We start from the raw sequence: 24,139 nt of genomic DNA on the forward strand, positions 1-24,139 counted from the left end.
TCAGCGCGTCCCAGGTGGGGAAGATGTCGGAGGACCAGAACAGGGCGCCGTTACGCTGCGAGCCCAGATAGGCCGCCCGCGCCAGGATCAGCGAGCGCTTGTCCGGCCGGTCGCGCCGCGAGCCCTCGTAGACCCCTTGGGTGTGCAGCAGGGGGAACAGGTTGTGGTAGCGCAGGCCCGAGCCGATGCTGAAGAACCCGCCGTCCGGGACTAGGTCGGGCTCGGTCTCGTCGAGCCAGAAGGCGTCGAAGCCCTTGGAGACGAAGTTGTCGCGGATCTGGTCCCAGTACCATTCGCGCGCCGCGGGGTTGGTGCTGTCGATCAGGGCGCCTGCCCGGTCGTTGCGGACCGGCAGGCCGTACTGGGGCTTGCCGTCGGCGTCCTTCAGCAGCCAGCCCTTCGACGCCAGCATGTCGTAGAACCGCCCGTCCGACTGGAAGCGCGGCCAGATGCTGATGATGGTCTGGAAGCCCTGGTCGTGCAGCCGCTTGTTCATGGCGGCGGGGTCGGGCCACTCGGCCGGGTTCATGTCGAACTGGCCCATCTTGGTCCAGTAGAACCAGTCCACCACCATGACGTCGGCGGGATAGCCGCGCTTGCGGTAGCCGTCCGCCGCGTCGAGCACCTGCTGCTGCGTGACGTAGCGCTGCTTGCTCTGGATGAAGCCGAAGGCGGCCTTGGGCGGGATGGGGGTGGCCCCGGTCAGGCGGCGATAGCCGGCGTAGATTTCGTCGGTGGTGGCGCCGGTGATCACGAAGAAGGAGACGCGCTCGCCGACCTGGCTCTGCCAGATGGTGCGCCCGTTCAGTCCCGGGGACACGTGGGTGTCGGACGGGTTGTCCCAGACGATGCCGTAGTGGCGGTTGGTGACCATGAAGGGCACGCAGACCGTCTCGCCCGCCGGCGCGTCGTAGTCGTGGCGGCAGTCGATGGTGCGGCCGCGATAGTCGAGCACGCCTTCCTGGTTCTGGCCCAGGCCGTAATAGTGCTCGTCGTCGGGCGAGGCGAAGGTGGCGCCGACGCGATAGGTCTTCTCACCGGAGACGACGTGGGGACCCATCTCCCAGCTGGTCATGTCGAGCAGGACCGCGCCCTTGGCGTCGCGGACCCTGAGCCGGACGGGAGGCGGCGAGGTGATGAAGTATTTTTCCACCGGGCCGGGTGGGGTCGGCGGATCGGCCGCGGCGACCTCGACCGAGAGGCTCGACGAGCGGAACGCATCGCCTGCGCTATCGGCCCGATGGCTCCATCCGTGGTCGGAGGGTTTGGCTATAAAGCCGTATCCGGGGCCCATGGTCGCCTGGTCCCGAAGAGTGCTCAGGGTGATGCGCACGATGTTGGGGGCGTAGGGCTCCACCGAGACGACGCTGCCGTTGCGCTCGAGCGGCGGGGACGTCTCGGCGCGCGCGGCGCCGGCGCACAGCAGCAGGGCGGCCAGGACCAGGCGGCGGACAGGGGCGCCGATCATCGGATCATCCTTGCGGTGGGGGCGGCGACGGGACGGGAAGAAAAGGGCCGGCCGCTAGGGCCGGCCAAGGGTCCCAAGCCCGGGGAGGGCAGCGGGATCGGGAGACGAAGTCGAACGGGCTTCACGCGGGAAGCTCCTTCACCACCAGCGCCCGTCGCGCCTGCGGCCCGCAGAGCGCGAAGGCCGACACGACGGCGAAGGCTACGGCTGGGGCCAGCATGGCGATGCTGATGGAACTGAGGTCGGAGATCCGGCCCATGATCGCAGGGACGACCGCCCCGCCGACGATGGCCATGACCAGAAAGCTGGAGCCCAGCTTGGTCGATCCGCCCAGCCCCGAGATCGCGCCGGCGAAGATGGTCGGATACATGATCGACATGAAGAAGCTGGCGGCGACCAGAGCGTAGAGTCCCGTCGGGCCGCCGACCAGGGCGGCGATCAGGCAGAGCCCGACATCGACGCCGGCGAAGATGGCCAGCAACCGGCTCGCCTTGATCCGCCCCATCAAGGCCGAGCCCGCGAACCGCCCCGCCATGAACAGCACCAGCGAAACGGTGAGATAGCCCGCCGCCGCCCGGTCGTCGGACAGGGGCAGGGCGTGGCGGGCGTAGCGGATCAGGAAGCTCCACACCCCGACCTGGGCGCCGACGTAGCAGAACTGCGCCATCACCCCGAACAGGAACGGCGCCCGGCTCGCCAGCGCCCGGACGTCGGCGAGCCGCAGGCTGCGCTGCGCTCCGATCCCAGGCGCGCTGGCCTGGGCCGGGAAACGGACCACGGCCACCACCACCGCCCAGGTCAGGACCAGCAGGCCGAGGATGATGTAGGGCGGCTCCACCGCGTGGGCCTGGGCGATGCGGAAGCGCTCTAGGTCGTGCGGGGCCATGGCGGCCAGCGCGTTCGGCGCCGGATCGAGGCGGGACAGGATGAAGGTGCGTCCGACCAGCACCCCGGCGATGGAGCCCAGGGGGTTGAAGGCCTGGGCCAGGTTCAGCCGCCGCTCGGCGCCCTCGGACGGGCCCAGCACGGTCATCAGCGGGTTGGCCGCGGTTTCCAGGAAGGCCAGGCCGCTGGCGATCACGAACAGGGCCGCGAGGAAGAAGGCGTAGGTGCGGGCCTCGGCCGCCGGGTAGAACAGCAGCGCCCCGCACCCGTAGAGCGCCAACCCCAGGATCACCGCCGCCTTATAGCCAAATCGCTGTGCGAAGGCCGCCGCCGGCAGGGCGAAGGCGAAGTAGCCGAGGTAGAAGGCCGACTGCACCAGGCCCGACTGTAGGTCGGTCAGGGAGAACGCCTTGCGGAAGTGGGCGACCAGGACATCGTTGAGGTTGTTGGCCACGCCCCACAGGAAGAACAGGCTGACGATCAGGATCATCGCCGCCATCGCAGGTCGTTGCGGGCTCTGTGTCGGCATCGTCCACCCTGTTGTCCGGACTGTCGCCGGGCTTGCCTCTACGTGATCAAATATGAATACATACGTCAAATATAAAAACGAATGCGGCGACGTTCAGGCGATGCCGCAAGGGAGTTTATGACGATGCAGCCGCTCTCTCGCCGTCAAGTCCTGCTTCGGAGCAGCGCGCTCGCCCTGTCCGCGTCCACGATGGCCGCGCCCGCGATATCGGCCGCCGCGTCGCCCAGCCAAGCCGGTGCGGGACCCTTCCAGCCGAACTGGGCGTCGCTGTGCGCGGGCTACAAGGCGCCTGACTGGTTCCGCGACGCCAAGTTCGGCATCTGGGCGCACTGGAGCGCCCAGTGCGTGCCCGAGTTCGGCGACTGGTACGGCCGGCTGATGTATGTCCAGGGCGATCCCTTCTACGAACATCACGTCAAGACCTACGGTCATCCGAGCCGGTTCGGGTTCATGGAGATCGAGAACCTCTGGAAGACCGAGAATTGGCGGCCGGAAGAGCTGATGGACCTCTATGTGCGGGCCGGCGCCAAGTATTTCGTCGCCCTCGCCAATCACCACGACAACCTGGACACCTTCGACTCCGCCCACCACGCCTGGAACACCCTGCGGGTCGGGCCGAAGAAGGACATCATCGGCACGTGGGAGAAGATCGCCCGGGGCCGGGGCCTCCGGTTCGGCGTCAGCAACCATTCCGCCCATGCCTGGCACTGGTGGCAGACCGCCTACGGTTACGACGCCGAGGGGCCGCTCGCCGGCGTCCGCTACGACGCCTACCGCCTGACCAAGGCGGACGGCGTCGGCAAGTGGTGGGAGGGGCTGGACCCGCAGGAGCTCTACACCGGCCGTCACATGGTCATCCCCGACGGGGTCAAGACCACCAAGGACGCCAACGCCTGGCACGCCGCCCACGACGGCGCCTGGTGGGAGACGCCGCCGACCGACGATCCCGGCTATGCGCGCCAGTGGCTCGCCCGCTGCAACGACCTGGTCGACAAGTACCGCCCGGATTTCATCTATTTCGACGACACCGAGCTGCCGCTGGGGCAGGCGGGCCTCGATGCGGTGGCCCACTTCTACAATAGCGACATCGCCCGCAACGGGTCGCTGCAGGCCGTCGCCACGGGGAAAAAGCTGCAGCTCGCCCACCGTGGCGGCGTGGTCGAGGACTTCGAGCGCGGCTTCAGCGACGTCATCCGCCCGGACCCCTGGCAGACCTGCACCTGCATCGGCCAGTGGCACTACGACCGGGCCCTGTTCGAGCGGCACGGCTACAAGACCGTGCCGACCGTGGTGCGGATGCTGTGCGACATCGTCAGCAAGAACGGCAACCTGCTGCTCAGCATCCCGCTCAAGGGCGACGGGACTATCGACAGCGACGAGCACGCCTTCCTGACCGGCCTCGCCGCGTGGATGGAGGTGAATGGCGAGGCGATCTATGGGACGCGCCCGTGGAGGGTCTATGGCGAGGGCCCGACCCAGGTGCAGACGGGCATGTTCGTCGAGCAGAGCGCCAAGCCCTACACGGCCGAGGACGTTCGCTACACCACCCGGGACGGACAGCTCTACGCCCTGATGATGGCGCGGCCCGAGGGCGATGTCGTTCGGCTGAAGTCGCTCGCCGTGGCGGGCGCCGATGCGCCTCGTGTCGGCAAGGTGGAGCTTCTGGGCGCTTCGGGACCCCTGCAATTTTCCCAGACCGGCGAGGGTCTCGCCGTGCATCTGCCGGCTGGCGAGCGCCTCTCCGAAGTGTATGCGCTTCGTATCGGCGGGGTGGGGCTGACGGCCTGAAATCGTCGGTTGTGGGAGCCGTGCGTTACTCTGGATAAAAGTACTTGCACATTTGAAAGTATCGCCGAATATAGTCCAGGGTCGGCGAAACGGCCCTAACGCTATCGCCTACGGCCCCGCAGAGGCCGATGCGACCCGAGGAAACGTCAAGGGGAAGCTATGTCTCGTCACGCTCTATACCGGCTCGCCTTGCTGGGCGCGTCGGCGCTCTCGACCTGTGCTTTCGTGCAGGCGGCGCCGGCCTTCGCCCAGGACTCCATGCCGGCCAACACCGGCGCCCCTGTCCCGGTCGCGGCGCAGAACGATCAGGCGACCACCGCCCCGGCGGCGGGCGCCGGCAGCGTCGGCGAAGTGGTGGTGACGGGCGTTCGCGCCAGCATCATCTCGGCCACCGCCATCAAGCGCAACGCCGACGAGATCGTCGACTCCATCGTCGCCCAGGACATCGGCAAGCTGCCTGACAACAACGTCGCCGAGGCGCTGCAGCGGATTTCCGGCATCCAGATCACCCGCAACTACGGCGAAGGCTCCGGCGTCGCCATTCGCGGCTTGACCCAGGTGCAGACCGAGCTGGACGGGCGCGACAGCTTCTCGGCCAATGGGGGCTTCGCCGGCGGCGCCACGAACGGCCGCGGTCTGAGCTTGGAAGACGTGCCCTCGGAATTGTTGGCCGGTATCGACGTCTACAAGGACCCATCGGCCGAGCAGATCGAAGGCGGCATCGGCGGCGTCATCAATCTGCGCACGCGCATGCCGTTCGACTTCAAAGGCGCCAAGATCGCCGCCAGCGTCGGCGGCTCCTATGACGACCTTGCCGACGCCGGTCGACCCAACGCCTCGCTGCTGCTGAGCGATCGCTGGGACACCTCCATCGGCGAGATCGGCATCCTTGCCGACGCCTCCTTCACCCAGACGCGGTTCCGCGAGGATCAGCAATCGCAGGAGCCCTTCTACGCGAGCACCATCCCCCTTCCGGGACATGCCGTCGGCACGGTCAATATCCCCGATGGCATGGGCATCGACGAGACCCAGGGCAGCCGCCAGCGGGAGGGCTTGTCCCTCGCCCTGCAATGGCGTCCGACGTCGAACCTCGAACTCTACACGCAAGTCAACCGCATCGATTATTACTTCAAGTGGGACGATGCGGCGAACTATGTCGGCGCCTCCGCTCCCGGCACGATCGACGCGTCCCAGCCCTTTACGGTCGGCCCGTCAGGCGATCTGCTCACTGGCTCTTATTCGGGTTCGTCGATCAACTTCAACAGAAGCTTGACCGATCAGCACACGGTTACGACCAACTATGCGATCGGCGGTAAGTGGACGCCGACCGATCGATTGACCGTATCGGCCGACGTTCAGTACATCTATTCGACTAATAAGGACCAACGCTTCATTATCGGTGAAAACTCGGCGGGCGTGCTGCCTGTGGTGAATTTCAACATCAGCAAGCCGCTCGCCAGCATCGTTGTGCCGACCGGGTATCTCACGAACCCCGCCAATTTCGCGATCGGCTATACGCTGGATCATTACGACAACGACTCAGGCACCGAGAAGGCCGTCCGTACGGATTTGGAATACCGTGTGTCTGACGAGGGTTTCCTCCGCAAGTTGAAGTTCGGCTTCCGTTTCACGGACCGCGGCGCCATTACGGGGTCGACGCCCTACAACTTTGACGGTGTGCCTGCCGGCCTCCCGGCTAGCGATTACGGCGTCTATAATTACAACAACCTGTTTGACGGCAGAAGCACGCTGTTCGGCCCGACGATTTCGCCGGCGAGTTCCTTGCTCAACAATATCAAGAATACGTTGAATGCCTTTGGCTCTCAGCCGGTAGCCTTCAATCCGAGCGACTTCGCCAGCGAGGAGGAACACACCTACGCAGTCTATTTCGTGGGTGACTACGGCTTCAAGTTGGGACCGTTCCCAGTTGACGGGAATGTCGGTGTGCGGGTTGTCAATACCCAGGAAAACACCAGCGGCTTCAACTCTCTCACGCCACTGGTCCCGGCGCCTGCCGGAACCCCGCCAAACGCAGATGGCACCGCGCCCACCGTTACCGGGGCGCCGAGCTATGCCGCTGTCAATGTAAAGCAGAACTATACCGACGCCTTGCCGAGCTTCAACGCGCGGGTTCACCTGACCGACGATCTGCAGCTTCGCCTGGCCGCCTCGAAGGGTCTGACCCGGCCGGACTTCAGCCAACTGAATCCGAACGCCCAGATCAGTCAGCCAAGCCAAACCACGCTCAACGCCAACACGCCCCTGACCGCGGGAACCTTCGGCAGCGCCTCCTTGAAGCCATACCGGACGAACAACTACGACGTTTCGTTGGAATGGTACTTCAACAAGACCGGTTCGCTGTATGGCGCGGCGTTCTACAAACAGGTTAAGGGCTTTATCGCCACCGAAGTCGATAACGAGATCTATTACAACGACACCTTCCAGGTTACCCGCTACTACAACCAGGGCGACGGCACCATCAAGGGCGCCGAAGTCGGCTATACCCAGTTCTTCGACTTCCTGCCCAAACCCCTCGATGGCTTCGGCGTAACCGCCAACTACACCTATGTGGATAGCGCAACGCCCAGTCCGACCGCTTCGGACACGAACGGCACGCCTCTGACCGTTCCGCTGCAGGGCCTGTCGAAGAACAGCTACAACCTGATCGGCATGTACGAGAAGGGGCCGATCCAGATGCGTATCGCCTACAACTGGCGCGACAAGTACGTTCTCACGACGGCGGGCAACGGCACCGGCGCCCTGCCGGTCTATGTCGAGCCCTACGGTCAGCTGGACGGCTCAATCTCCTACAACGTGACGTCGCATGCCGTGCTGCAGTTCGAGGTGCGCAACATCCTGAACTCCGAGCAGGATCAGGACTACGGGCTGGTCACGCGGCCCGAAAACGCCCTCATAAACGACCGCCAGTACATGGCGGTGCTCCGCGTCAGCTATTGAGGGCAGGCCAGCGCCGAGGAGCAGGTCCATGAGACAGGTTTCTTGTCTACCCGTCCCCCGGCGCCTCGCCATGCTCTGCGGAGCGGCGGCCTGGGCCTTGTGCGGGGCCGCGTCGGCCCAGCCCGCGCCGCACCAGAACTCGCCCGAGCGCCGCACGGTGCAGGAGAAGGACTGGGGCCGGTGGCTAGGCCCGTTCCGCGCCAAGCTGGTCCCCTCGCTGATGCGCGACTTCGGCGAGCAATACCTCTACGCCTCCGCCGACGCCGCCCTGCAGCCGCCCTCGCCGGAGCGGCCGCGGGTGGTGTTCCTAGGCGATTCCATCACCGACCTGTGGCCGATCGCGGAGAGCTTCCCGGCGCGCGACTACGTCAACCGCGGGATCGGCAGCCAGGTGAGCGCCCAACTCTTGTTGCGTTTCCACGCCGACGTGATCGCGCTGAAACCGCGCGTGGTGGTTATCTTGGCCGGGGTCAACGACGTGCAGGGCTTTATGCAGGCGCCCGACCAGGCCGGGATCGAGGCCAACTTCGAGGCCATGGCCGAGCTCGCCCACGCCCACGGGATCGCAGTGGTGTTCGGCTCGATCCTGCCGGTGAACGACTACACGCCGGAAGCGCGGCAGGTGGTGGCGGAGCGTCATCCCGATGAACTGCGCGCGATCAACCGATGGCTCCAAGCCTACGCCGCCGCTCATGGCGATCAGTATGCGGATTATTATTCGCCAATGGCCGACGCGCGGGGCCTGATGCGGGCCGAGCTGACGCACGACGGCGTGCATCCGAACGCCAAGGGATACGCCATCATGACCCCTATCGCGCAGCAAGCGATCCAACGCGCCCTGGTCGGAGGTCGTTCGTGAGGTTCCGAGCGCTAGTCGCGCTGCTGGCGATTGCATGCACGGTCGGCTGGGCGGGGCCGAGCTCGGCGGCCGATGCGGCCCTTCCCCATCTCGTCCGCCAAGGCGACCGTTACGCCCTGATGGTGGACGGCGCGCCCTACCTGATCCTGGGCGCCCAGGTGAACAATTCCAGCGCCTGGCCGTCCATGCTGCCCAAGGTATGGCCGGCGATCGAACAGGTGCACGCCAATACGGTGCTGGTCCCTATCGCCTGGGAGCAGATCGAGCCTGTGGAAGGACGTTTCGACTTCGCCTTCCTCGACACCCTGTTGACCCAGGCGCGCGAGCATCACGTTCGTCTGGCGCTGCTGTGGTTCGGGACCTGGAAGAACAACGGGCCCAACTATGCGCCGGCTTGGGTGAAGCTGGACAACGCCCGCTTCCCCCGGGTGAAGACGGCGGAGGGCGACGACCGCAACTCGCTGTCGCCGGTGTTTCCCGAGACGCTGAAGGCGGACAGCGCGGCGTTCGCCCAACTGATGCGCCACCTGCGCCAGGTCGACGGCGAGCGCCACACCGTCATCCTGGTCCAGGTCGAGAACGAGACCGGGGTATACGGCGCCGTGCGCGACTACTCGCCCACTGCCCAGAAGCTGTTCGATCAGCCCATCCCGCCGGAACTCGCGGCGGCCCGGCATAGGACCGGGACCTGGCGCGAGGCGTTCGGCCGCGACGCCGACGAGGTGTTCAACGCCTGGTACACGGCGCGTTTCGTCGATCAGGTCGCTCGCGCGGGCAAGGCGCAATACGATCTGCCGATGTATGCCAACGCCGCCCTTCGCGACCTGTTCGGGGCCCAGGACCCGCTGACCTTCTCCAGCGGCGGGCCGACCCACGACGTGCTGGACGTGTGGAAGGCCGCAGCCCCCGCGCTCGACCTGATCGGGCCGGACATCTACATGCCGCAGTCGCGCAACTACGAGCGGGCGCTGGACCTGTACCACCGTCCCGACAACGCCCTGTACGTGGCCGAGACCGGCAATGCGGCGGCCTATCCGCGCTATCTGTTCAGCGCGCTCGGCCACCAGGGGATCGGCTTCTCCCCGTTCGGGCTGGACTTCACCGGCTACAGCAACTTCCCGCTCGGGGCGGCGAAGATCGACGGGGAGACCATCCAGTCCTTCGCCAGCGATTATGAACTGGTCGGGCCGATGTCGCGCCTGCTGGCCCAGCTCAGCTTCGAGGGCAAGGTCTGGGGCGTGTCGGAGCCCGACGACGTCCACGCCCAGGAACTCACCTTGGGACGCTGGAGTGCGGAGGTGTCGTATGGTCAGGCCCAGTTCGGCATGGACCCGCCCAAGGGCAATCCGACGCCGTCCGGCGGGGTGGTGATCGCCCAGCTCGGCCCGGACGAGTTCCTGGTCACGGGCTATCATGCGCGCGTGAGCTTCCATCCGACCGAGCCGGCGCAGAAGCACATGTTGCTGACCCGGGTGGAGGAGGGGCGCTACGAGGGCGGCCAGTGGGTGTTCGAGCGGCTGTGGAACGGGGACCAGACCGACTACGGCCTGAACTTCACCTCCGCGCCCCAGGTCCTGCACGTCCGCCTCGGGACCTGGTGAGACGGCCGGGTTCGCACCGATGTCCGAAGCCCCGCCTGAGCCGATCATCGATGCGCACCAGCACTTCTGGCGCATAGGCGAACACGACTGCGTCTGGCCCCATTCCGGCTTGCGGGACATCCATCGCGATTTCGAGGCCGTAGAGCTAAAGACTCTGGCCGGGGCGGTGGGCGTACGGGGATCGGTGCTGGTGCAATCCCAGCCCAGCGACCGCGACACGGACTACCTGCTGGCGTTGGCGGCCGAGGAGCCTTTCGTGCAGGCGGTGGTCGGGTGGGTCGATCTGGCGTCGCCGACTGCGCCGGCGCGCATCGCCGAACTCGCCAGCCATCCGAAGTTCAGGGGCGTGCGGCCCATGCTGCAGGCCTTGGCGCAGGACAGCTGGATTCTCGATCCGAGCTTGCAGCCCGCCCTCTCGGCCATGGTCGAGCATGGGTTGAGCTTCGACGCCCTGGTGCAGCCCCGCCATCTGCCCCACCTGCTGGCCTTCGCCGAGCGCCACCCCGAACTGCCGATGGTGATCGACCATGCCGCCAAGCCGGCGATCGGGCGGGGCGAGATCGCCGGCTGGCGTGAGGGGCTGCAGTCCCTGGCCGCCTTGCCTCACGTCCACTGCAAGCTGTCCGGCCTGCTGACGGAATGTGCGCCGGGGCAGGGGGTGGAGCATCTGCGGCCGTATGTGGATCATCTGCTGGAGATGTTCGGCTGCGAACGTCTGATGTGGGGAAGCGACTGGCCGGTGCTGAACCTGTCGGGCGACTACGCCGGCTGGCTCGCCATGGCGCAGGACTTGGTTCGCGGTTCGGGCGATAAGGCTGTGGCGTGGGTGTTCGCGCGGTCTGCACGCGGCTTCTATCGGTTCTGACTTGCCGGCCCGATATATTCTCTTCCAGTCTGGTCCGATCCGTTGAGGCCCTTATGCCTACAGAGATGCAGAACGCCGTGACCGCAGCGCCCGCCGTCGCCGACCTCGCCGACGCCGAGCGCCGCTATCGCGCCCCGGCGCTGGAGAAGGGGCTCGATATCCTCGAGCTGCTGGCCAGCAACGACCAGCCGATGACCGCCTCCCATATCTCCACGGCGCTCGACCGCTCCATGAGCGAGCTGTTCCGCATGATCCAGGTGCTGGAATACAAGGGCTACATCGTCCTGCGCAGTTCCGGCGAGGGCTACGAACTCAGCAACAAGCTGTTCACCCTGGGCATGTCCCGCGCGCCGGTGCGCAATCTGCTGGAGGCGGCCCTGCCGGTGATGCGGGACCTGTCGGACGCGACCGGCCAGTCCTGCCACATCGCGGTCGCCTCGGAGACCCAGATGGTGGTGATCGCCCGGATCGAGAACCCCGGCTATCTCGGCTTCTCCGTCCGGCCCGGCTATCGGCGCCAGCTCAACGAAGCTAGCTCGGGCGTGACCCTGTTCGCCTTCCAGCCCGAGGCGGTGCGCCAGGCCTGGGCGGCGCGGTTCGCCCTGACCGTCGGCAAGGCCGCCATGAAGACCTTCCTGGCGCGTGCCGATGCGACGCGGGCGCGGGGCTACGAGCGCGCCGCCAGCGACTTCGTCCCGGGCGTGACCGACATCTCCACCCCGGTGATCTCCAACGAGGCGGCGGTGGCGGCGCTTACCATGCCCTACCTCAACAGCAGCGCGGCGCCGACCGACCTGGATCAGGCCATCACGGCGCTGCGGGCCGCGGCCGAGCGCATCGCCGAGGACCTTGTCGCCACCTTGTGAACCACGCCTAAAAATCCTTTTGGCAAAGGTGCATTTGGCCTGCGTTCCGTTTCACTTGCGCAATGACTTTCACTTATAAAGCGGATAGGCTGCGCTTTATGGATTTGCGGTTGACGGTGGGTGGCGCGCGCGTGGCGTATCCGGCGCTCGGTTTCGGGGCGGCGGCGATCGGCAATCTCTATCGGCCCATCTCCGACGCGGAAGCGTCCGAGGCCGTCCGCGTCGCCCTGGCCGAGGGCGTGACCTATTTCGACACCGCACCGCATTACGGCTTTGGCCTGAGCGAGACGCGGTTGGGCGCGGCGCTGGCGCAATTCGATCCCGAGCAGCGCGCCCTGGTGTCCACCAAGGTCGGGCGGCGGCTGGAGCCGATCGCCGAGGGCGCCGGTGCGGGCAGCCGGCACGGCTTCGTCGATGCGGCGCCGTTCGAGCCGGTGTTCGACTACAGTTACGACGCGGTGATGCGATCCTATGTGGATAGCCGCCGCCGGTTGAGGCGGGACCGCATCGACATCCTGCTGGCCCACGACCTTGGCCGCCTCGTCCACGGTGACGCCCATCCCGAACGGTTCCACCAGTTCATGACCGGCGGCTATCGGGCGTTGCAGGAGCTGCGCGACAGCGGCGCTGTCGGGGCGATCGGCCTGGGCGTCAACGAGTGGCGGGTCTGCGAAGAGGCGCTGGCCGTGGGCGATTTCGACGTCTTCCTGTTGGCAGGGCGCTACACCCTGCTCGAACAGGCGGCCCTGGACAGCTTCCTGCCGCTGTGCGCGGCGAGGGGCGTGTCGGTGATCGTCGGCGGCCCGTTCAATTCCGGCGTCCTGGCCCAGGGCGGGGCTGCGCCTGGTCCGTTGCGCTACGATTACGAAACGCCGCCGGACACGGTGATGGCGCGGGTGGCGCGGCTTCGGGCGGTGTGCGAGCGGTTCGGCGTTCCGCTGGCGGCGGCGGCGCTCCAGTTTCCCCTGGCCCATCCGCAGGTCTGCAGTGTCATTCCAGGGTTGGCGGACCCGCAGGAAGTCACCGACGCCGTCCGCCTCATGCGCACCCCGCTTCCTGAGGCGCTCTGGCGGACTCTGCGCGAAGAAGGGTTGCTGCATCCCGAGGCGCCCACGCCCATGGCGCCCGCCTCGCCTTTCCTGCTGCTGCACGAGGACGACAACGTGCTGGTCGTACGTGCGTCGGTGCGCCGGGGCGATCTCATTGTCATCGAGGGCCGTCCGACTACGGCCACGGCCGATGTCGAGGTCGGCCACAAGCTCGCGCGTCGCCCCCTGCAGGCCGGCGACAAGGTCTATAAGTACGGCGTCCCGATCGGGTCCATGCGCGTGCGGGCCGAGGCGGGGGAGCACCTCCATATGCACAACATGCGCAGCGACTACATCTCCGGTCATACGCGTGACGGTGTGGCGGCGGATTGAGACGATGACCGACACCTTTCGAGGCTATCTGCGCGCCGACGGCCGCAAGGGCGTGCGCAACGTGGTGACGGTGGTCTATCTGGTGGAGTGCGCCCACCACGTGGCCCGCCATATCGCCACCCGCAGCGACGATCCAGACGTCCACCTGATCGGCTTTCCCGGCTGCTATCCCAACGCCTATGCGCTCAAGGTGATGGAGGCGGTCTGCACCCACCCCAATGTCGGCGGCGTGCTGCTGGTGTCGCTGGGCTGCGAGGGCTTCAATCGCGAACAGCTCCAGGCGGCTATCGTCGCCAGCGGACGCCCGGTCGAGCTGCTGGTGATCCAGGAGGCGGGCGGTACGCGCGCCACCATCGCCGCCGGCCTGCAAGCCGTGGACCGGCTGAAGGCCTTGGCCGCTAAGACGCCCGTCGGGCCGATGCGCCTGGACGAACTGGTGATCGGCACCATCTGCGGCGGCTCCGACGGCACCAGCGGCATCACCGCCAACCCCGCCGTGGGCCGCTGCTTCGACCAACTGGTGGCGGCGGGCGCGACCTGCATCTTCGAGGAGACGGGCGAGCTGATCGGTTGCGAAGGGGTGATGGCGGACCGCGCGATCACGCCCGAGCTGGGCATGGAGATCCGCGCCAGCGTGGCCAAGGCCGAACGCTACTACACCACCATGGGCTTCGGCAGTTTCGCCCCTGGCAACGCGGAGGGCGGGCTGACCACCCAGGAGGAGAAGTCGATGGGCGCCTACTCCAAGTCCGGCGCCTCGCCGATCAGTGGGGTGATCAAGCCCGGCGACCTGCCGCCGGCGGGCGGGCTGTACCTGCTCGACATGATCCCCGACGGGGAGGTGCGATACGGCTTCCCCAACATCTCCGACAACGCCGAGATTGTGGAGCTGATCGCCTGCGGGGCGCACATCAACCTGTTCACCACCGGGCGCGGCTCGGTGGTGGGGTCGGCCATCTCGCCGGTGATCAAGGTCTGCGCCAACCCCGAGACCTATCGCCGGCTGGAAGGCGACATGGACGTGGACGCGGGCCGCATCCTGGACGGCGTGGCGAGCCTGGACGAGGTGGGCCAGGAGATCCTGGACCGGGTGGTGGCCGTGGCGTCTGGCCAACGCACCTGCTCCGAAGAGCTTGGCCACCAGGAGTTCATCCTGACCTACAAGGCGTTCGAGCCCAGCGGGCCCGCTTGCCTGCCGCTCAGCCAGGTGGCGTTCCGGCTGGCTGTGGTCTGAGGCGGCGATGGCGCGCCGTTGCCTGATCCTCGACCTGAAGGACGATCCCGAGCTGATCGCCCGCTACAAGCAATGGCACACGCCGGGACGCACCCCGCCGGCGGTGATCGCAGCCATCCGCGCCGCCGGCGTCGAGGCGATGGAAATCTACCTTTCCGGCGATCGGCTGGTCATGATCATGGAGACCGGACCCGAAGCGTCGGACGACGTTCGCGCCGACGCCAGCCCCGATCCCGAGTTGCGGGCGTGGGAACAGCTCATGGACGCCTTCCAGAAGCCGGTTCCCTGGGCGACGCCCGGGGAGAAGTGGACGCCAACGGAGCTGATCTTCGACCTCGACGCCCACGGCTGAGCCCTAGGTCCATACTCAATTACCGCTCATCCCGGCGAATGCCGGGATGAGCGGAGAGGAAATTCGTAAATCTCTGCTGTTGCTGCATCCAATTGAATTTGGACCGTATCTCGGCGGGGATCACCCCGCCGGATGGTAGGATGCGGGCAGGCTGCGCGCGTCCAGCCGCAGCTTAGCCGACGCCTTCAGGTCGCGTGACGAGGCGCCCAGCCAGACCTGATATGCGCCTGCGCCGCGCCGCCAGCCATGCGCGGCCGTGTCCCATAGCGACAGCAGGCGAGGATCGACGGTCAGCGTGACCCGCCGGCTCTCGCCGGGTCGCAGCTTCAGCTTGCGGAAACCGCCGAGCCGGCGCGGGGCCTCCCAGGCGCCGGACGCCGCGCCGACATAGACCTGGGGTATGGCGTAACCTTCGCGAGGGCCGGTGTTGGCCACGGTGAAGCTCACCGCCAGATCGCCGCCGCGCTGCGTCAGCTTCAGGCCGCCATAGGTGAAGTGGGTGTAGGACTGGCCCTCGCCGAAGGCGAAGGCGGGGCTCAGCCCCTTCTGGTCGTACCACTTGTACCCGACCGCAGCCCCCTCGGCGTAGGTCACGTCGAAGGGCGCGTTCTCGGGCAGGCCCTCGCCGTCGAGCCTGGGCCGGGGGAGCTGATCCAGGCTGTCGGGGAAGCTCACGGGCAGTCGGCCCGAGGCGTCGGCCCGGCCGGTCAGCACGTCGGCGATGGCCTCGCCGCCGGCCGTGCCCGGATACCAGGCCTCGACCACGCCGGCGACCCGGCCGCGCCAGGGGGTGAACACCGGGCCGCCGGTCTCCAGCACCACCACGGTTCGGGGATTGGCGGCGGCGACAGCGGAGATCAGGGCGTCCTGGCGCTCGGGCAGGGTGAGCGGGAAGTCCTGGGATTCGGCGGTCCACTGGGTGGCGAAGACCAGGACCACGTCGCTGTGCGCCGCCAGGCTGGCCGCAGCGGCCGGATCACGGCCATCGGCATAGGCGATGCGGGCCTTGGGCAGGCGGGCCTTCAGCGCCTGGAGCGGCGAGGAGGGATCGTAGATCACCGGGCCCGGCCACGTCGTCGGCTGCACGCCGGGAACCGCCGTCCCGCCGCGCGGATGGACCTGGGCCGAGCCGCCGCCGGCCAGCACGCCGACGTCGGCATGCCCGCCGATCACCGCGATCCGAAGCGGCCGATCCCCCAGCGGCAGCGCGCCTCCGGTGTTCTTGAGCAGCACGATGGCCTGGGTTTCGTCCGCGCGGGTGACGGCGGCGTGGGCGGCGTAGTCGATCGGGCCCGGCGCCACCGGATGGTCGATCACGCCCTTGGCGAACAGGGTGCGCAGGATGTGGTGGACCATGTCGTCCAGCCGTGCCTGGGGGACTTGTCCGGCCTTGATCGCCGCGTCCAGCTTGCCGTTGGTGAACCAAGCCGTGTCGGGGGTGGAGACGCCGTCCTCCTGGTCGAGCCCGGCCAGGGCGGCGGCGGCGGTGCTGTGCGTGCCCTCCCAGTCGGACATGACATAGCCCTTCCAGGCCCAGTCGCCCTTCAGCACCTGGTTCAGCAGGTGGTCGTTCTCGCAGGAATGCACCCCCTCGACCCTGTTGTAGGAGCACATCACCGAGCCCGGATCGGCCTTCTCGATGGCGATCTCGAAGGCCAGCAGGTCCGACATGCGGCCAGCGGCCTCGTCGATATGGACGTCGAGTACGGTGCGCCCGGTCTCCTGGTCGTTGTAGGCGTAGTGCTTCACCGTCGAGACGATGTGGTTGGACTGGATGCCGGCGATCTGCGCGCCGGCCATGGTCCCCGCCAGCAGCGGGTCTTCGCCGGCGTACTCGAAGTTGCGGCCGTTGCGCGGCTCGCGGATCAGGTCGACCCCGCCGGCGAGCTGGACGTTCATGCCCGAGGCGCGCGCCTCCGCCCCGACCATGGCGCCGCCCTGGAACGCCAGCTCCGGGTTCCAGGTCGCGGTAGTGGCCAGCCCGGACGGCAGCGCAGTGCGCTCGAAGGCGACCTTGGCCGAGCTCTGGGTGGCGACGCCCACGCCTGCATCGCTTTCCCACTGCGGCGGGATGCCCAGCCGTGGAATGCCCGGCACCACGCCGGCCTGTCCCTGACGGGCCTCGGGCGGCGCGGTCCAGTGCTTGGCGGTCAGGTCGACGCCGTAGAAGCCGGTGACCAGGGTGAGCTTTTCCGCCTGGGTCATCCGCGTGAGCAACAGCTCGGCCCGGGCGTCCGATCCGAGCCGGGCGTTCATCCAAGGCCTGCCGACGTCGTTTCCCCCTGCCTGGGCCGACGTCGCTGCGGCCAGCACCGAGAGCGCTACCATTCCGTACTTCACACGTCGCCCGATCATGGCGTTTCCCCTCTTTTTCATTGGGAGCCGATCCGGCTCCGATGGACGCCCGTCGCCGAAGCCCGTCGTCCGGGCGTGGGGGATGGGTAAGCCTTCCTCATACAATCGGCGCAATTTTCACATGTCAAAACATTATTATAAGCGGGGGCGCTGTTGAATCAGGCGGCGTCGTGGAAGATAACGCCCAAGATGTGTCTTTGTCCCGATCGGACGCGGCTGACCCCATGGCGCAGGTTGACCCGGTAGTCGCCGCGAGCGCCCTGCACCGGCCGACTATTGACCGCGAACACGACCGCATCGCCCTTGCTCAGCGGCACGACCGCCGCCCGTGTCTGCATACGGGGCCGTTGTTCGGTCAGGACGAATTCGCCGCCATCGAAGTCCTCGCCGGGCTCCGACAGCAGGACGGCGATCTGCAGCGGGAAGACGTGTTCGCCGTACAGGTCCTGGTGCAGGCAATTATAGTCCCCGGGCCCGTATTGGAGCAGCAGGGGCGTCGGACGCACTTGGCCGGCGCGATGGCACCGCTCCAGGAAGGTGGCGTGATCGTCGGGGAACCGGACCTCCATCCCCATCCGCGCGTGCCAGCGATTGGCCAACGGGGCGAGGTGGGGGTAGAGCGTGGTCCGAAGCGCCTGTACGAGCGGCGGCAGCGAGTAGCTGAAGTAGCGATATTCGCCACGGCCGTATCCATGGCGGGCCATGACCACCTGGCTGCGGAAGCCATCGCTCCGACCATACAGGTCGGCGACGGCCCCGCATTCCGCCCCGGTCAGGAGCTTCGGCAGCACCGTCCAGCCCTGGGCGTCCAGGTCCGCCGAAACGCGCGGCCAGTCGATCGCGGCGGCCCGCTCGTCCGAGCGGCGGTTCAAGTCGACGCCGCTCACGCCACGCCCTCCATGTTGATCAGGCGGCGCTTGCGCTGCACGCCCCAGCGATATCCGGAGATCGAGCCGTCCGCCTTGACGACGCGGTGGCAGGGGATGGCCACCGCCAGCACATTGGCGGCGCAGGCCGCGCCCACCTCCTGGGCGGTGGCCGCCATCGGCAGGGTTTTGGCGAGGGCGCCATAGGTGCGGGTCTCGCCCGACGGGATGGCGCGCAGGGCCTCCCAGACCGCCAGTTCCAGGGCCGATCCGCGCAGGTCGAGCGGCAGGTTCGATCCCAGCTGCGGCGCGTCGACCAGGGCGACCACCTCGGCGACCGTGCCGCCAAGGGCGGCTTGGTCTTCGGCCACGCATGCTGTCGGAAAGGCTTCGACCAGCTCGCGGCGGAGCCTCGCACGGTCGTCGCCCAGGAAGATCGCCGCGACGCCGTGATCGCTCCGGGCGACAAGGGCCGTTCCGATCCTGGTCTCACCGTAGCCGAAGCGAAGCGTGTCGGCGGCGGCGGTCGGCATCGCGCTCATGGCGGGGAACTCCGTTTGCTGTTGGTCCGGCAAGGTCCCATCCCGGCGGCGACGCCACACTCCGGCGCTTGCTTTCAAATCCGAGATTGTCTCGGCAGGGCGGAGCAGCGGTACGGCGCATAACTCCGCGGCAGCCACCATATTCCGATTTGAAAGCAAGCGCCGGAGTGTGAGGCCGATCCCTACCCGGCAGGGTGGCGTCGGATGAATTCACAGGATGGATCTGGTGAAGACCATGACCTTGGATCGAGAACAGACCACCGCTTCCGTTGTGACGGAGGACGACCCGCGTTGGCTTCGCATCGTCGCGCGGGACCGCACCGCCGACGGGTTGTTCTGGTATTCGGTGGCGACCACGGGCGTCTATTGCCGCCCCTCTTGCGCCTCCAGAGCGGCGAACCCGAAGAACGTCGGCCTGCACGATACGCTCGAGGCGGCGAAGGCGACCGGCTTTCGGGCCTGCAAGAGGTGCAAGCCGGACGAGGAGGCGCGGGACGTCGCCAACGCGGCCCTGGTCGCCAAGGCTTGCCGGTCGATCGAACGAAGCGAAGAGCCGCCGCCCTTGATCGACCTGGCCGAGGCGGCGGGATTGAGCGCCGGCTACTTCCATCGCCTGTTCAAGGGCGTGACAGGTCTTACGCCCAGGGCCTATGCCGCCGCCTACCGGGCCGGTCACGTCCGGGCCGAGTTGAGCCGGGGACAATCGGTGACCGAAGCGATCTACGACGCCGGGTTCAACTCCAGCAGCCGCTTCTACGCGGCGTCGACCGAGATGCTCGGCATGACGCCCAGTCGCTATCGCGCCGGCGGCGCGAACGAGGACATCCGCTTCGCCGTCGGCCAGTCTTCCTTGGGCGCGATCCTGGTCGCGTCCAGCGAGAAGGGCGTGGCCTCGATCCTGATCGGCGACGATCCCGAGGCCCTGGTCCGCGACCTACAGGATCGCTTCCCTCGGGCATATCTGATCGGTGGCGATGCGGCGTATGAAGCCCTGGTGGCGCGGGTGGTCGGTTTCGTCGAGGCGCCGGGCCTGGGCCTCGACCTGCCGCTCGACGTCAGGGGCACGGCGTTCCAGCAGCGGGTCTGGCAGGCGTTGCGGGACATCCCTTCGGGCGCGACGGCGACCTATTCCGATATCGCCCGCAGCATTGGCGCGCCGAAATCCATGCGCGCGGTCGCTGGGGCCTGCGCCGCCAACGCCATCGCCGTCGCTATTCCCTGCCACCGGGTCGTGCGCAACGACGGCTCGCTTTCCGGCTACCGCTGGGGCGTGGAGCGCAAGCGCGCCTTGATCGATCGGGAGGCGGTCTCGGTGGGCGATTAAGCCCGACCGAGGGCGATTGGTGTCGTCGGCGCCTCTAAAACGCCCAGGAAGCGCCTTAAGCGCACGGCTTACCGTGGCCCAGGCAACCGCTCCGCTCGCGCGACATTAGTCAGCCAGGCTGTTACTGGCTGTTTGTGAGTTTTATCGGTGGCTGCTGCGGCATGAAGCGTGGACGTCTCGACGAGTTGGAAGGCTTCCGCGGGTTGATGGCGTGGTGGGTGGTGCTCGGCCACCTCGCGTTCGTCTTCTCCGACCGCGCGGGCGATCTCAGCCATAACCGCAGCGCAGTGATGGGGTTCATCGCCCTGTCCGGGTTCGTGATCACGGGTCTGCTCAACCGGGGCGAGGAGAACTATGCGGCCTTCCTGACACGCCGGGTGTTTCGGCTGTGGCCGGTCTACCTGCTGGCCCTGATCCTGTCGGCGGCCACCCTGACCTGGCAGCGTCAGGGGCTGGTCGACGCGCCGTTCCATCCGGGACGGTCTCTGTTCAGGATCGCCGAGATCGACCAGGCGATGTCTCACCTGGGCGCGCAGTTCCTGGCCCATGCGGTCATGCTGCACGGCCTGGTCCCACAAAAGCTGCTGCCCGGCGTCGATCTCGCCATCATGGGCCAGGCCTGGAGCCTGAGCGTCGAGCTGCAATACTATCTCATCGCGCCTGCGTTCGTAGCGTTGATCCGGCGGGGACGCCTGGGCGTGGCCTTGGCGGTGGTCGCGGCGGTCGGGCTCTACGCCCTGCATTGGGCGCCCTGGCTACGCGGCAACACCGCCTTCATCGCCGTCTACACGCCCTGGTTCGCGGTGGGGATGGCGACCTTCTATCTGTCGCGGTGGCAGGATCGGCGCCGTGCGGCGTGGGCGGCCGGGGCGATGGCCGTGATGCTGCTCGGGGTGACGCTGGTGTTCCGCGAGCCGGGAGCGCTGGCCTGGATTCTGGTGCTGTGGTTGCTGATCCGGCCCGGCTGGCTCAACCGCGCCCTGGCCCATCCGATTTTACGGCGGATCGGCGAGGCGTCCTATTCCACCTACGTCTTCCACATGCTGGTGATCATGCTTGGAGCCTATGCGCTGAACTTCCTGCACATGCCGCGCGGGGTGTACGCCATCGCCCTGTCGGCCGGGACCGTGGTCGTGACCCTTGGGCTCAGCCTGTTCACCTTCAAATATGTGGAGAAGCGGGCCAACGACGCCGGCTATCGCCTGTCGCGAAAGTACTTTGGTCCGCAACCCCATCAGGCGGACCTGCTCACCGCCCCCTAAGTTCTCGGGCGGGTCGCCAGAGGCGGAAGCGATCCTGCGCCTTCGGCTGTAGGTTCGTCCGGACTCGCCTTGTGGGCGACTGTCAAGGCTCTGTCATAGAACCCCTCTAGCGTTAACGGATCATCCACCGCGCCAACTTGGTTGCGGTGCGACGCCCCCTATCCGCGGAGTCCTTCCCCGATGGCCAGCTTCAACGTCGCCTCCGGCGCCACCGACAAGATCGCCCAGACCGTCGGCGCCGACGACGGCGGCATGATCGAGGCCGGCGCCACGCTGTCGGCGACCACTGCGGTCACCTGGACCGGCGGCGACACCGACCCCGGCGTGGTGATCGACAACGACGGGACCATCAGCGCCAAGACGCGCGCGATCGACACCACGTCCAACTTCACGACCGGCTCCTTCACCCTAATCAACCAGGCGGACGCCCAGATCCTCGCCGCCAACAACGACGCGGTCCGCATCGACGCCGCCCTCACCAGCGGTACGATCGACATCGACAACTACGGGCTGCTGGTCTCGGGCTCGGTGGATAAGAACGGGAACATCGTCGCCGGCGCCAGCGGCCAGGCGATCGACCTCGCCACCATCGTCTCGCCCGATGCGGTGGTGAATATCACCAACCATGCCGGCGGCGTGATCGGGTCCAGCGGCGACGATGCGATCCGTCCCAGCGCCGGTCATGTCACCATCACCAACGACGGCCTGATCGACGCGACCGCCTCGGCCAACCGCGCGATCAACCTCAACACCGCCAGCCTCTCCGACATTTCCGAGTTCCATCTGATCAACGGCGTCGACGGGACCATCCAGTCGCAGGGCGACGCGGTGCGTATCACCGCCACCACGCTCGACACCACCGCGACCGGCGTGTTCACCATCGACAACGCCGGCGTGATCAAGAGCACAGGCGTCGGCAGCGACAACGGCCAGGCGATCGACTTCAACGACCTGGTCTCGCCGCTGGCCAAGTCCACCATCACCAACGAGGCGACAGGGCTGATCCAGGCCGCCGACGCCGATGCGATCCGCGGCGGCGTCAACACGACGATCATCAATCTCGGCAAGATCGTCTCGATGAACGGGACGCCCACCTCCTCGGGCAACGACGGGGTGGACTTCCAGGACAACGCCGGCGGGGTGATCCAGAACGGAAACGCCGACGACACCACGGCGTTGATCTCGGGCGCCCGTCATGGCGTGACCGGCAACGACCCGGTGACGATCACCAACTGGGGCGAGATCCTCGGCAACTCCGGTTCGGGCGTGAACCTGGATACGGCCGGCACGACCACCACCCAGATCACCAACCACGGCTTGATCATCGGCACCTCCGTCACCGCCGATGGCGACGGGGTGGACGTCGACGGCCTGATCGCGCTGAACAACTACGGATCGATCCAGGCGACCGGCGTGCATGTGGTCGATCCGGTCACCGGCGCGACCATCTTGCAGGAGGCGGTGACTGTCGGCGGCGGCGTCATCAACAACTTCCAGGGCGGGGTGATCACCAGCTTCGAGCGGGCGATCACCGTCGACAACAGCAACGACGGAAACGCCTTCGGCCCCACCACCATCCTGAACGAGGGCCTGATCCACGGCGGCGACGGCCAGGCGATCAGCATCACCGACACCTTCGCCGACACCCTGACCAACAAGGGCGTGATCCAGGGTAGCATTGCGCTGGGCGCCGGCGACGATACGCTCAACCTGTTCGTCGGCTCGTCCATCACCGGCGTGACCGACGGCGGCGCCGGCATCGACACCGCCCACCTCTATGGCGAGGGCGCGTCCAACCTGTCGGCCCTGGTGAACTTCGAAGCGCTCGACGTGATCGGCGGCGTGTGGACGACCACCGCCGACGAGAGCTTCGCCAACGGCGTCTCCATCGATGCGGGCGCGAGCCTGGTCGTCGCCAGCGGCGCGCTCACCGCCAATGTGGCCGACAGCGGCGCGCTGCTGTTCGACCATGCCGACGACGTGACCTACTCCAGCGTCGTCTCGGGTCGGGGCTCGGTGACCCAGGAGGGCGCCGGCGTGCTGACCCTGTCGGGCGACAACAGCTATACCGGCGGGACCTCCATCGTTTCTGGCGTGCTCGACCTGGCGAGCGCCCAGGCGGCGGGTACGGGCGTGATCCGCTTCGAGGCGGGCGCGGGGACCCTGCGCATCGAGGCGGCGGCGTTCACCGACGGCCATCTGGCCAACACCATCACCGGGCTGGGTGCGCAAGATTCGATCGACCTCTCGGGCTTCACCTCGGCGACCAGCGCGACGCTGGGCGCGAACAACCTGCTGACCGTGCGCGACAACGCCGGCCACGTCGAAACCCTTCAACTCGACCCGTCGCAGAACTTCGCCGGCGATGTCTTCAAGGTGATGGCGGACGGATCGGGCGGCACGACCATCAGCTTCGCCCAGGCCCAGCAGGTCGGCTCCGGCTACACCATCGGCGCGGGGGGCGGCGAGGTGGTGGCCCTGCACGGGAACAACGCGCTGTTCGCGGGCGGCGCCGGCGCCGACTACATCGTCATGGGCGACGGGACCGGCGGCAGCGCCAACGGCGGGGCCGGCAACGATGTGATCATCGCCGGCGCGGGCAAGGATGCGCTCACGGGCGGGACCGGCGCGGACACCCTGATCGGCGGCTCGGGTCTGGACACCTTCATCATCAACAAGGGCGATCTGGCCGACCCGACCACCGATGGCGGCCATTACGACACCATCCTGGATTTCAAGGGCGCCGGCGTCCCCGGTCTCGGCGACATGATCCGCTTCCAGGGCTTCTCGAGCGCGGCGACCCTGACCCATGTCGGCGACGTGGCCGGCGCGCCCGACGAGCACATCTACCAGGTCGACGACGGCGCCTATCATGCGCAGCTGATCATCGAATACGCGGGTGGGGTTGGCTCCAACCTGAAGGTCGGGAACTACGGTTTCTTCGGCTGAGGAGCGCGACTGGGG

The 24,139-nt window shown here is 67.4% G+C and carries 17 protein-coding genes; 12 read left to right on the top strand and 5 right to left on the bottom strand.

Going from position 1 to position 24,139, the window contains the following annotated elements; genetic code table 11:
• A partial coding sequence (locus GSQ87_RS22855) for a TIM-barrel domain-containing protein (protein ID WP_305764191.1) occupies positions 1 to 1,468 on the bottom strand: 1,468 nt, incomplete at its 3' end.
• A gap of 121 nt (positions 1,469 to 1,589) precedes the next feature.
• The gene (gene fucP / locus GSQ87_RS17090; protein WP_158916522.1) at positions 1,590 to 2,882 is read right to left on the bottom strand and encodes an L-fucose:H+ symporter permease; all 1,293 of its coding nucleotides are present in this window, start codon (positions 2,880 to 2,882) and stop codon (positions 1,590 to 1,592) included.
• A gap of 123 nt (positions 2,883 to 3,005) precedes the next feature.
• Between fucP and GSQ87_RS17095 the strand changes: the two genes are divergently transcribed.
• The 9 genes from GSQ87_RS17095 (at position 3,006) to GSQ87_RS17135 (ending at position 14,826) form a co-directional block, all read left to right on the top strand.
• Positions 3,006 to 4,670, top strand: coding sequence for an alpha-L-fucosidase (locus tag GSQ87_RS17095; RefSeq protein ID WP_216839369.1), 1,665 nt, complete (start codon positions 3,006 to 3,008; stop codon positions 4,668 to 4,670).
• A gap of 159 nt (positions 4,671 to 4,829) precedes the next feature.
• A complete protein-coding gene (locus GSQ87_RS17100; protein ID WP_158916524.1) occupies positions 4,830 to 7,628 on the top strand; it encodes a TonB-dependent receptor in 2,799 nt (932 codons plus the stop codon).
• Between the two features lie 28 nt (positions 7,629 to 7,656).
• Positions 7,657 to 8,487 carry a GDSL-type esterase/lipase family protein gene (locus GSQ87_RS17105; protein WP_254063049.1) on the top strand — a complete coding sequence of 277 codons (831 nt, stop codon included), beginning with the start codon at positions 7,657 to 7,659 and terminating at the stop codon, positions 8,485 to 8,487.
• Positions 8,484 to 10,088 carry a DUF5597 domain-containing protein gene (locus GSQ87_RS17110; protein ID WP_254063052.1) on the top strand — a complete coding sequence of 535 codons (1,605 nt, stop codon included), beginning with the start codon at positions 8,484 to 8,486 and terminating at the stop codon, positions 10,086 to 10,088. The genes GSQ87_RS17105 and GSQ87_RS17110 overlap by 4 nt, the downstream gene beginning before the upstream one ends.
• A 19-nt stretch (positions 10,089 to 10,107) precedes the next feature.
• Positions 10,108 to 10,953, top strand: coding sequence for an amidohydrolase (locus tag GSQ87_RS17115; RefSeq protein WP_158916525.1), 846 nt, complete (start codon positions 10,108 to 10,110; stop codon positions 10,951 to 10,953).
• A gap of 53 nt (positions 10,954 to 11,006) precedes the next feature.
• Positions 11,007 to 11,819 (top strand): IclR family transcriptional regulator, encoded by an 813-nt coding sequence (locus tag GSQ87_RS17120; RefSeq protein WP_158916526.1) that lies wholly within the window; start codon positions 11,007 to 11,009, stop codon positions 11,817 to 11,819.
• A gap of 98 nt (positions 11,820 to 11,917) precedes the next feature.
• Positions 11,918 to 13,240 (top strand): aldo/keto reductase, encoded by a 1,323-nt coding sequence (locus tag GSQ87_RS17125; RefSeq protein ID WP_158916527.1) that lies wholly within the window; start codon positions 11,918 to 11,920, stop codon positions 13,238 to 13,240.
• A 4-nt stretch (positions 13,241 to 13,244) separates the two neighbouring features.
• Complete coding sequence (locus tag GSQ87_RS17130) at positions 13,245 to 14,474, top strand: UxaA family hydrolase (protein WP_158916528.1); 1,230 nt, start codon at positions 13,245 to 13,247, stop codon at positions 14,472 to 14,474.
• A 7-nt stretch (positions 14,475 to 14,481) separates the two neighbouring features.
• Positions 14,482 to 14,826 (top strand): L-rhamnose mutarotase, encoded by a 345-nt coding sequence (locus tag GSQ87_RS17135; RefSeq protein WP_158916529.1) that lies wholly within the window; start codon positions 14,482 to 14,484, stop codon positions 14,824 to 14,826.
• Between the two features lie 120 nt (positions 14,827 to 14,946).
• On the opposite strand, the gene GSQ87_RS17140 is transcribed toward GSQ87_RS17135, so the two are convergent.
• The 3 genes from GSQ87_RS17140 to GSQ87_RS17150 form a co-directional block, all read right to left on the bottom strand.
• On the bottom strand, positions 14,947 to 17,181 hold the full coding sequence (locus GSQ87_RS17140; protein ID WP_158916530.1) for a beta-glucosidase: 2,235 nt from the start codon (positions 17,179 to 17,181) through the stop codon (positions 14,947 to 14,949).
• A 158-nt stretch (positions 17,182 to 17,339) separates the two neighbouring features.
• Positions 17,340 to 18,068: a 2OG-Fe(II) oxygenase gene (locus tag GSQ87_RS17145; protein ID WP_158916531.1), complete on the bottom strand. Its 729-nt coding sequence runs from the start codon at positions 18,066 to 18,068 to the stop codon at positions 17,340 to 17,342.
• The gene (locus GSQ87_RS17150) at positions 18,065 to 18,589 is read right to left on the bottom strand and encodes a methylated-DNA--[protein]-cysteine S-methyltransferase (protein ID WP_158916532.1); all 525 of its coding nucleotides are present in this window, start codon (positions 18,587 to 18,589) and stop codon (positions 18,065 to 18,067) included. The genes GSQ87_RS17145 and GSQ87_RS17150 overlap by 4 nt, the downstream gene beginning before the upstream one ends.
• A gap of 235 nt (positions 18,590 to 18,824) precedes the next feature.
• Here GSQ87_RS17150 and ada point away from each other — a divergent pair, with 235 nt between their 5' ends.
• The 3 genes from ada to GSQ87_RS17165 all read left to right on the top strand — a co-directional run bounded on the left by ada (position 18,825) and on the right by GSQ87_RS17165 (position 24,124).
• Complete coding sequence (ada, locus tag GSQ87_RS17155; RefSeq protein WP_158917836.1) at positions 18,825 to 19,913, top strand: bifunctional DNA-binding transcriptional regulator/O6-methylguanine-DNA methyltransferase Ada; 1,089 nt, start codon at positions 18,825 to 18,827, stop codon at positions 19,911 to 19,913.
• Between the two features lie 161 nt (positions 19,914 to 20,074).
• Positions 20,075 to 21,175: an acyltransferase gene (locus GSQ87_RS17160; RefSeq protein WP_158916533.1), complete on the top strand. Its 1,101-nt coding sequence runs from the start codon at positions 20,075 to 20,077 to the stop codon at positions 21,173 to 21,175.
• Positions 21,176 to 21,355: 180 nt separating this feature from the next.
• Positions 21,356 to 24,124, top strand: coding sequence for an autotransporter-associated beta strand repeat-containing protein (locus GSQ87_RS17165; protein WP_158916534.1), 2,769 nt, complete (start codon positions 21,356 to 21,358; stop codon positions 24,122 to 24,124).
• Positions 24,125 to 24,139: the final 15 nt, after the last annotated feature.

The sequence above is a fragment of the Caulobacter sp. S45 genome, from assembly GCF_009765965.1.
Taxonomy (GTDB): domain Bacteria; phylum Pseudomonadota; class Alphaproteobacteria; order Caulobacterales; family Caulobacteraceae; genus CAHJWH01.

Excerpts from the sequence above, each read along its gene's own strand:
- fucP (WP_158916522.1), bottom strand. The coding sequence starts at position 2,882 with ATGCCGACACAGAGCCCGCAACGACCTGCGATGGCGGCGATGATCCTG.
- GSQ87_RS17095 (WP_216839369.1), top strand. The coding sequence starts at position 3,006 with ATGCAGCCGCTCTCTCGCCGTCAAGTCCTGCTTCGGAGCAGCGCGCTC.
- GSQ87_RS17100 (WP_158916524.1), top strand. The coding sequence starts at position 4,830 with ATGTCTCGTCACGCTCTATACCGGCTCGCCTTGCTGGGCGCGTCGGCG.
- GSQ87_RS17105 (WP_254063049.1), top strand. The coding sequence starts at position 7,657 with ATGAGACAGGTTTCTTGTCTACCCGTCCCCCGGCGCCTCGCCATGCTC.
- GSQ87_RS17115 (WP_158916525.1), top strand. The coding sequence starts at position 10,108 with ATGTCCGAAGCCCCGCCTGAGCCGATCATCGATGCGCACCAGCACTTC.
- GSQ87_RS17120 (WP_158916526.1), top strand. The coding sequence starts at position 11,007 with ATGCCTACAGAGATGCAGAACGCCGTGACCGCAGCGCCCGCCGTCGCC.
- GSQ87_RS17125 (WP_158916527.1), top strand. The coding sequence starts at position 11,918 with ATGGATTTGCGGTTGACGGTGGGTGGCGCGCGCGTGGCGTATCCGGCG.
- GSQ87_RS17130 (WP_158916528.1), top strand. The coding sequence starts at position 13,245 with ATGACCGACACCTTTCGAGGCTATCTGCGCGCCGACGGCCGCAAGGGC.
- GSQ87_RS17135 (WP_158916529.1), top strand. The coding sequence starts at position 14,482 with ATGGCGCGCCGTTGCCTGATCCTCGACCTGAAGGACGATCCCGAGCTG.
- GSQ87_RS17140 (WP_158916530.1), bottom strand. The coding sequence starts at position 17,181 with ATGATCGGGCGACGTGTGAAGTACGGAATGGTAGCGCTCTCGGTGCTG.
- GSQ87_RS17150 (WP_158916532.1), bottom strand. The coding sequence starts at position 18,589 with ATGAGCGCGATGCCGACCGCCGCCGCCGACACGCTTCGCTTCGGCTAC.
- ada (WP_158917836.1), top strand. The coding sequence starts at position 18,825 with ATGACCTTGGATCGAGAACAGACCACCGCTTCCGTTGTGACGGAGGAC.
- GSQ87_RS17160 (WP_158916533.1), top strand. The coding sequence starts at position 20,075 with ATGAAGCGTGGACGTCTCGACGAGTTGGAAGGCTTCCGCGGGTTGATG.
- GSQ87_RS17165 (WP_158916534.1), top strand. The coding sequence starts at position 21,356 with ATGGCCAGCTTCAACGTCGCCTCCGGCGCCACCGACAAGATCGCCCAG.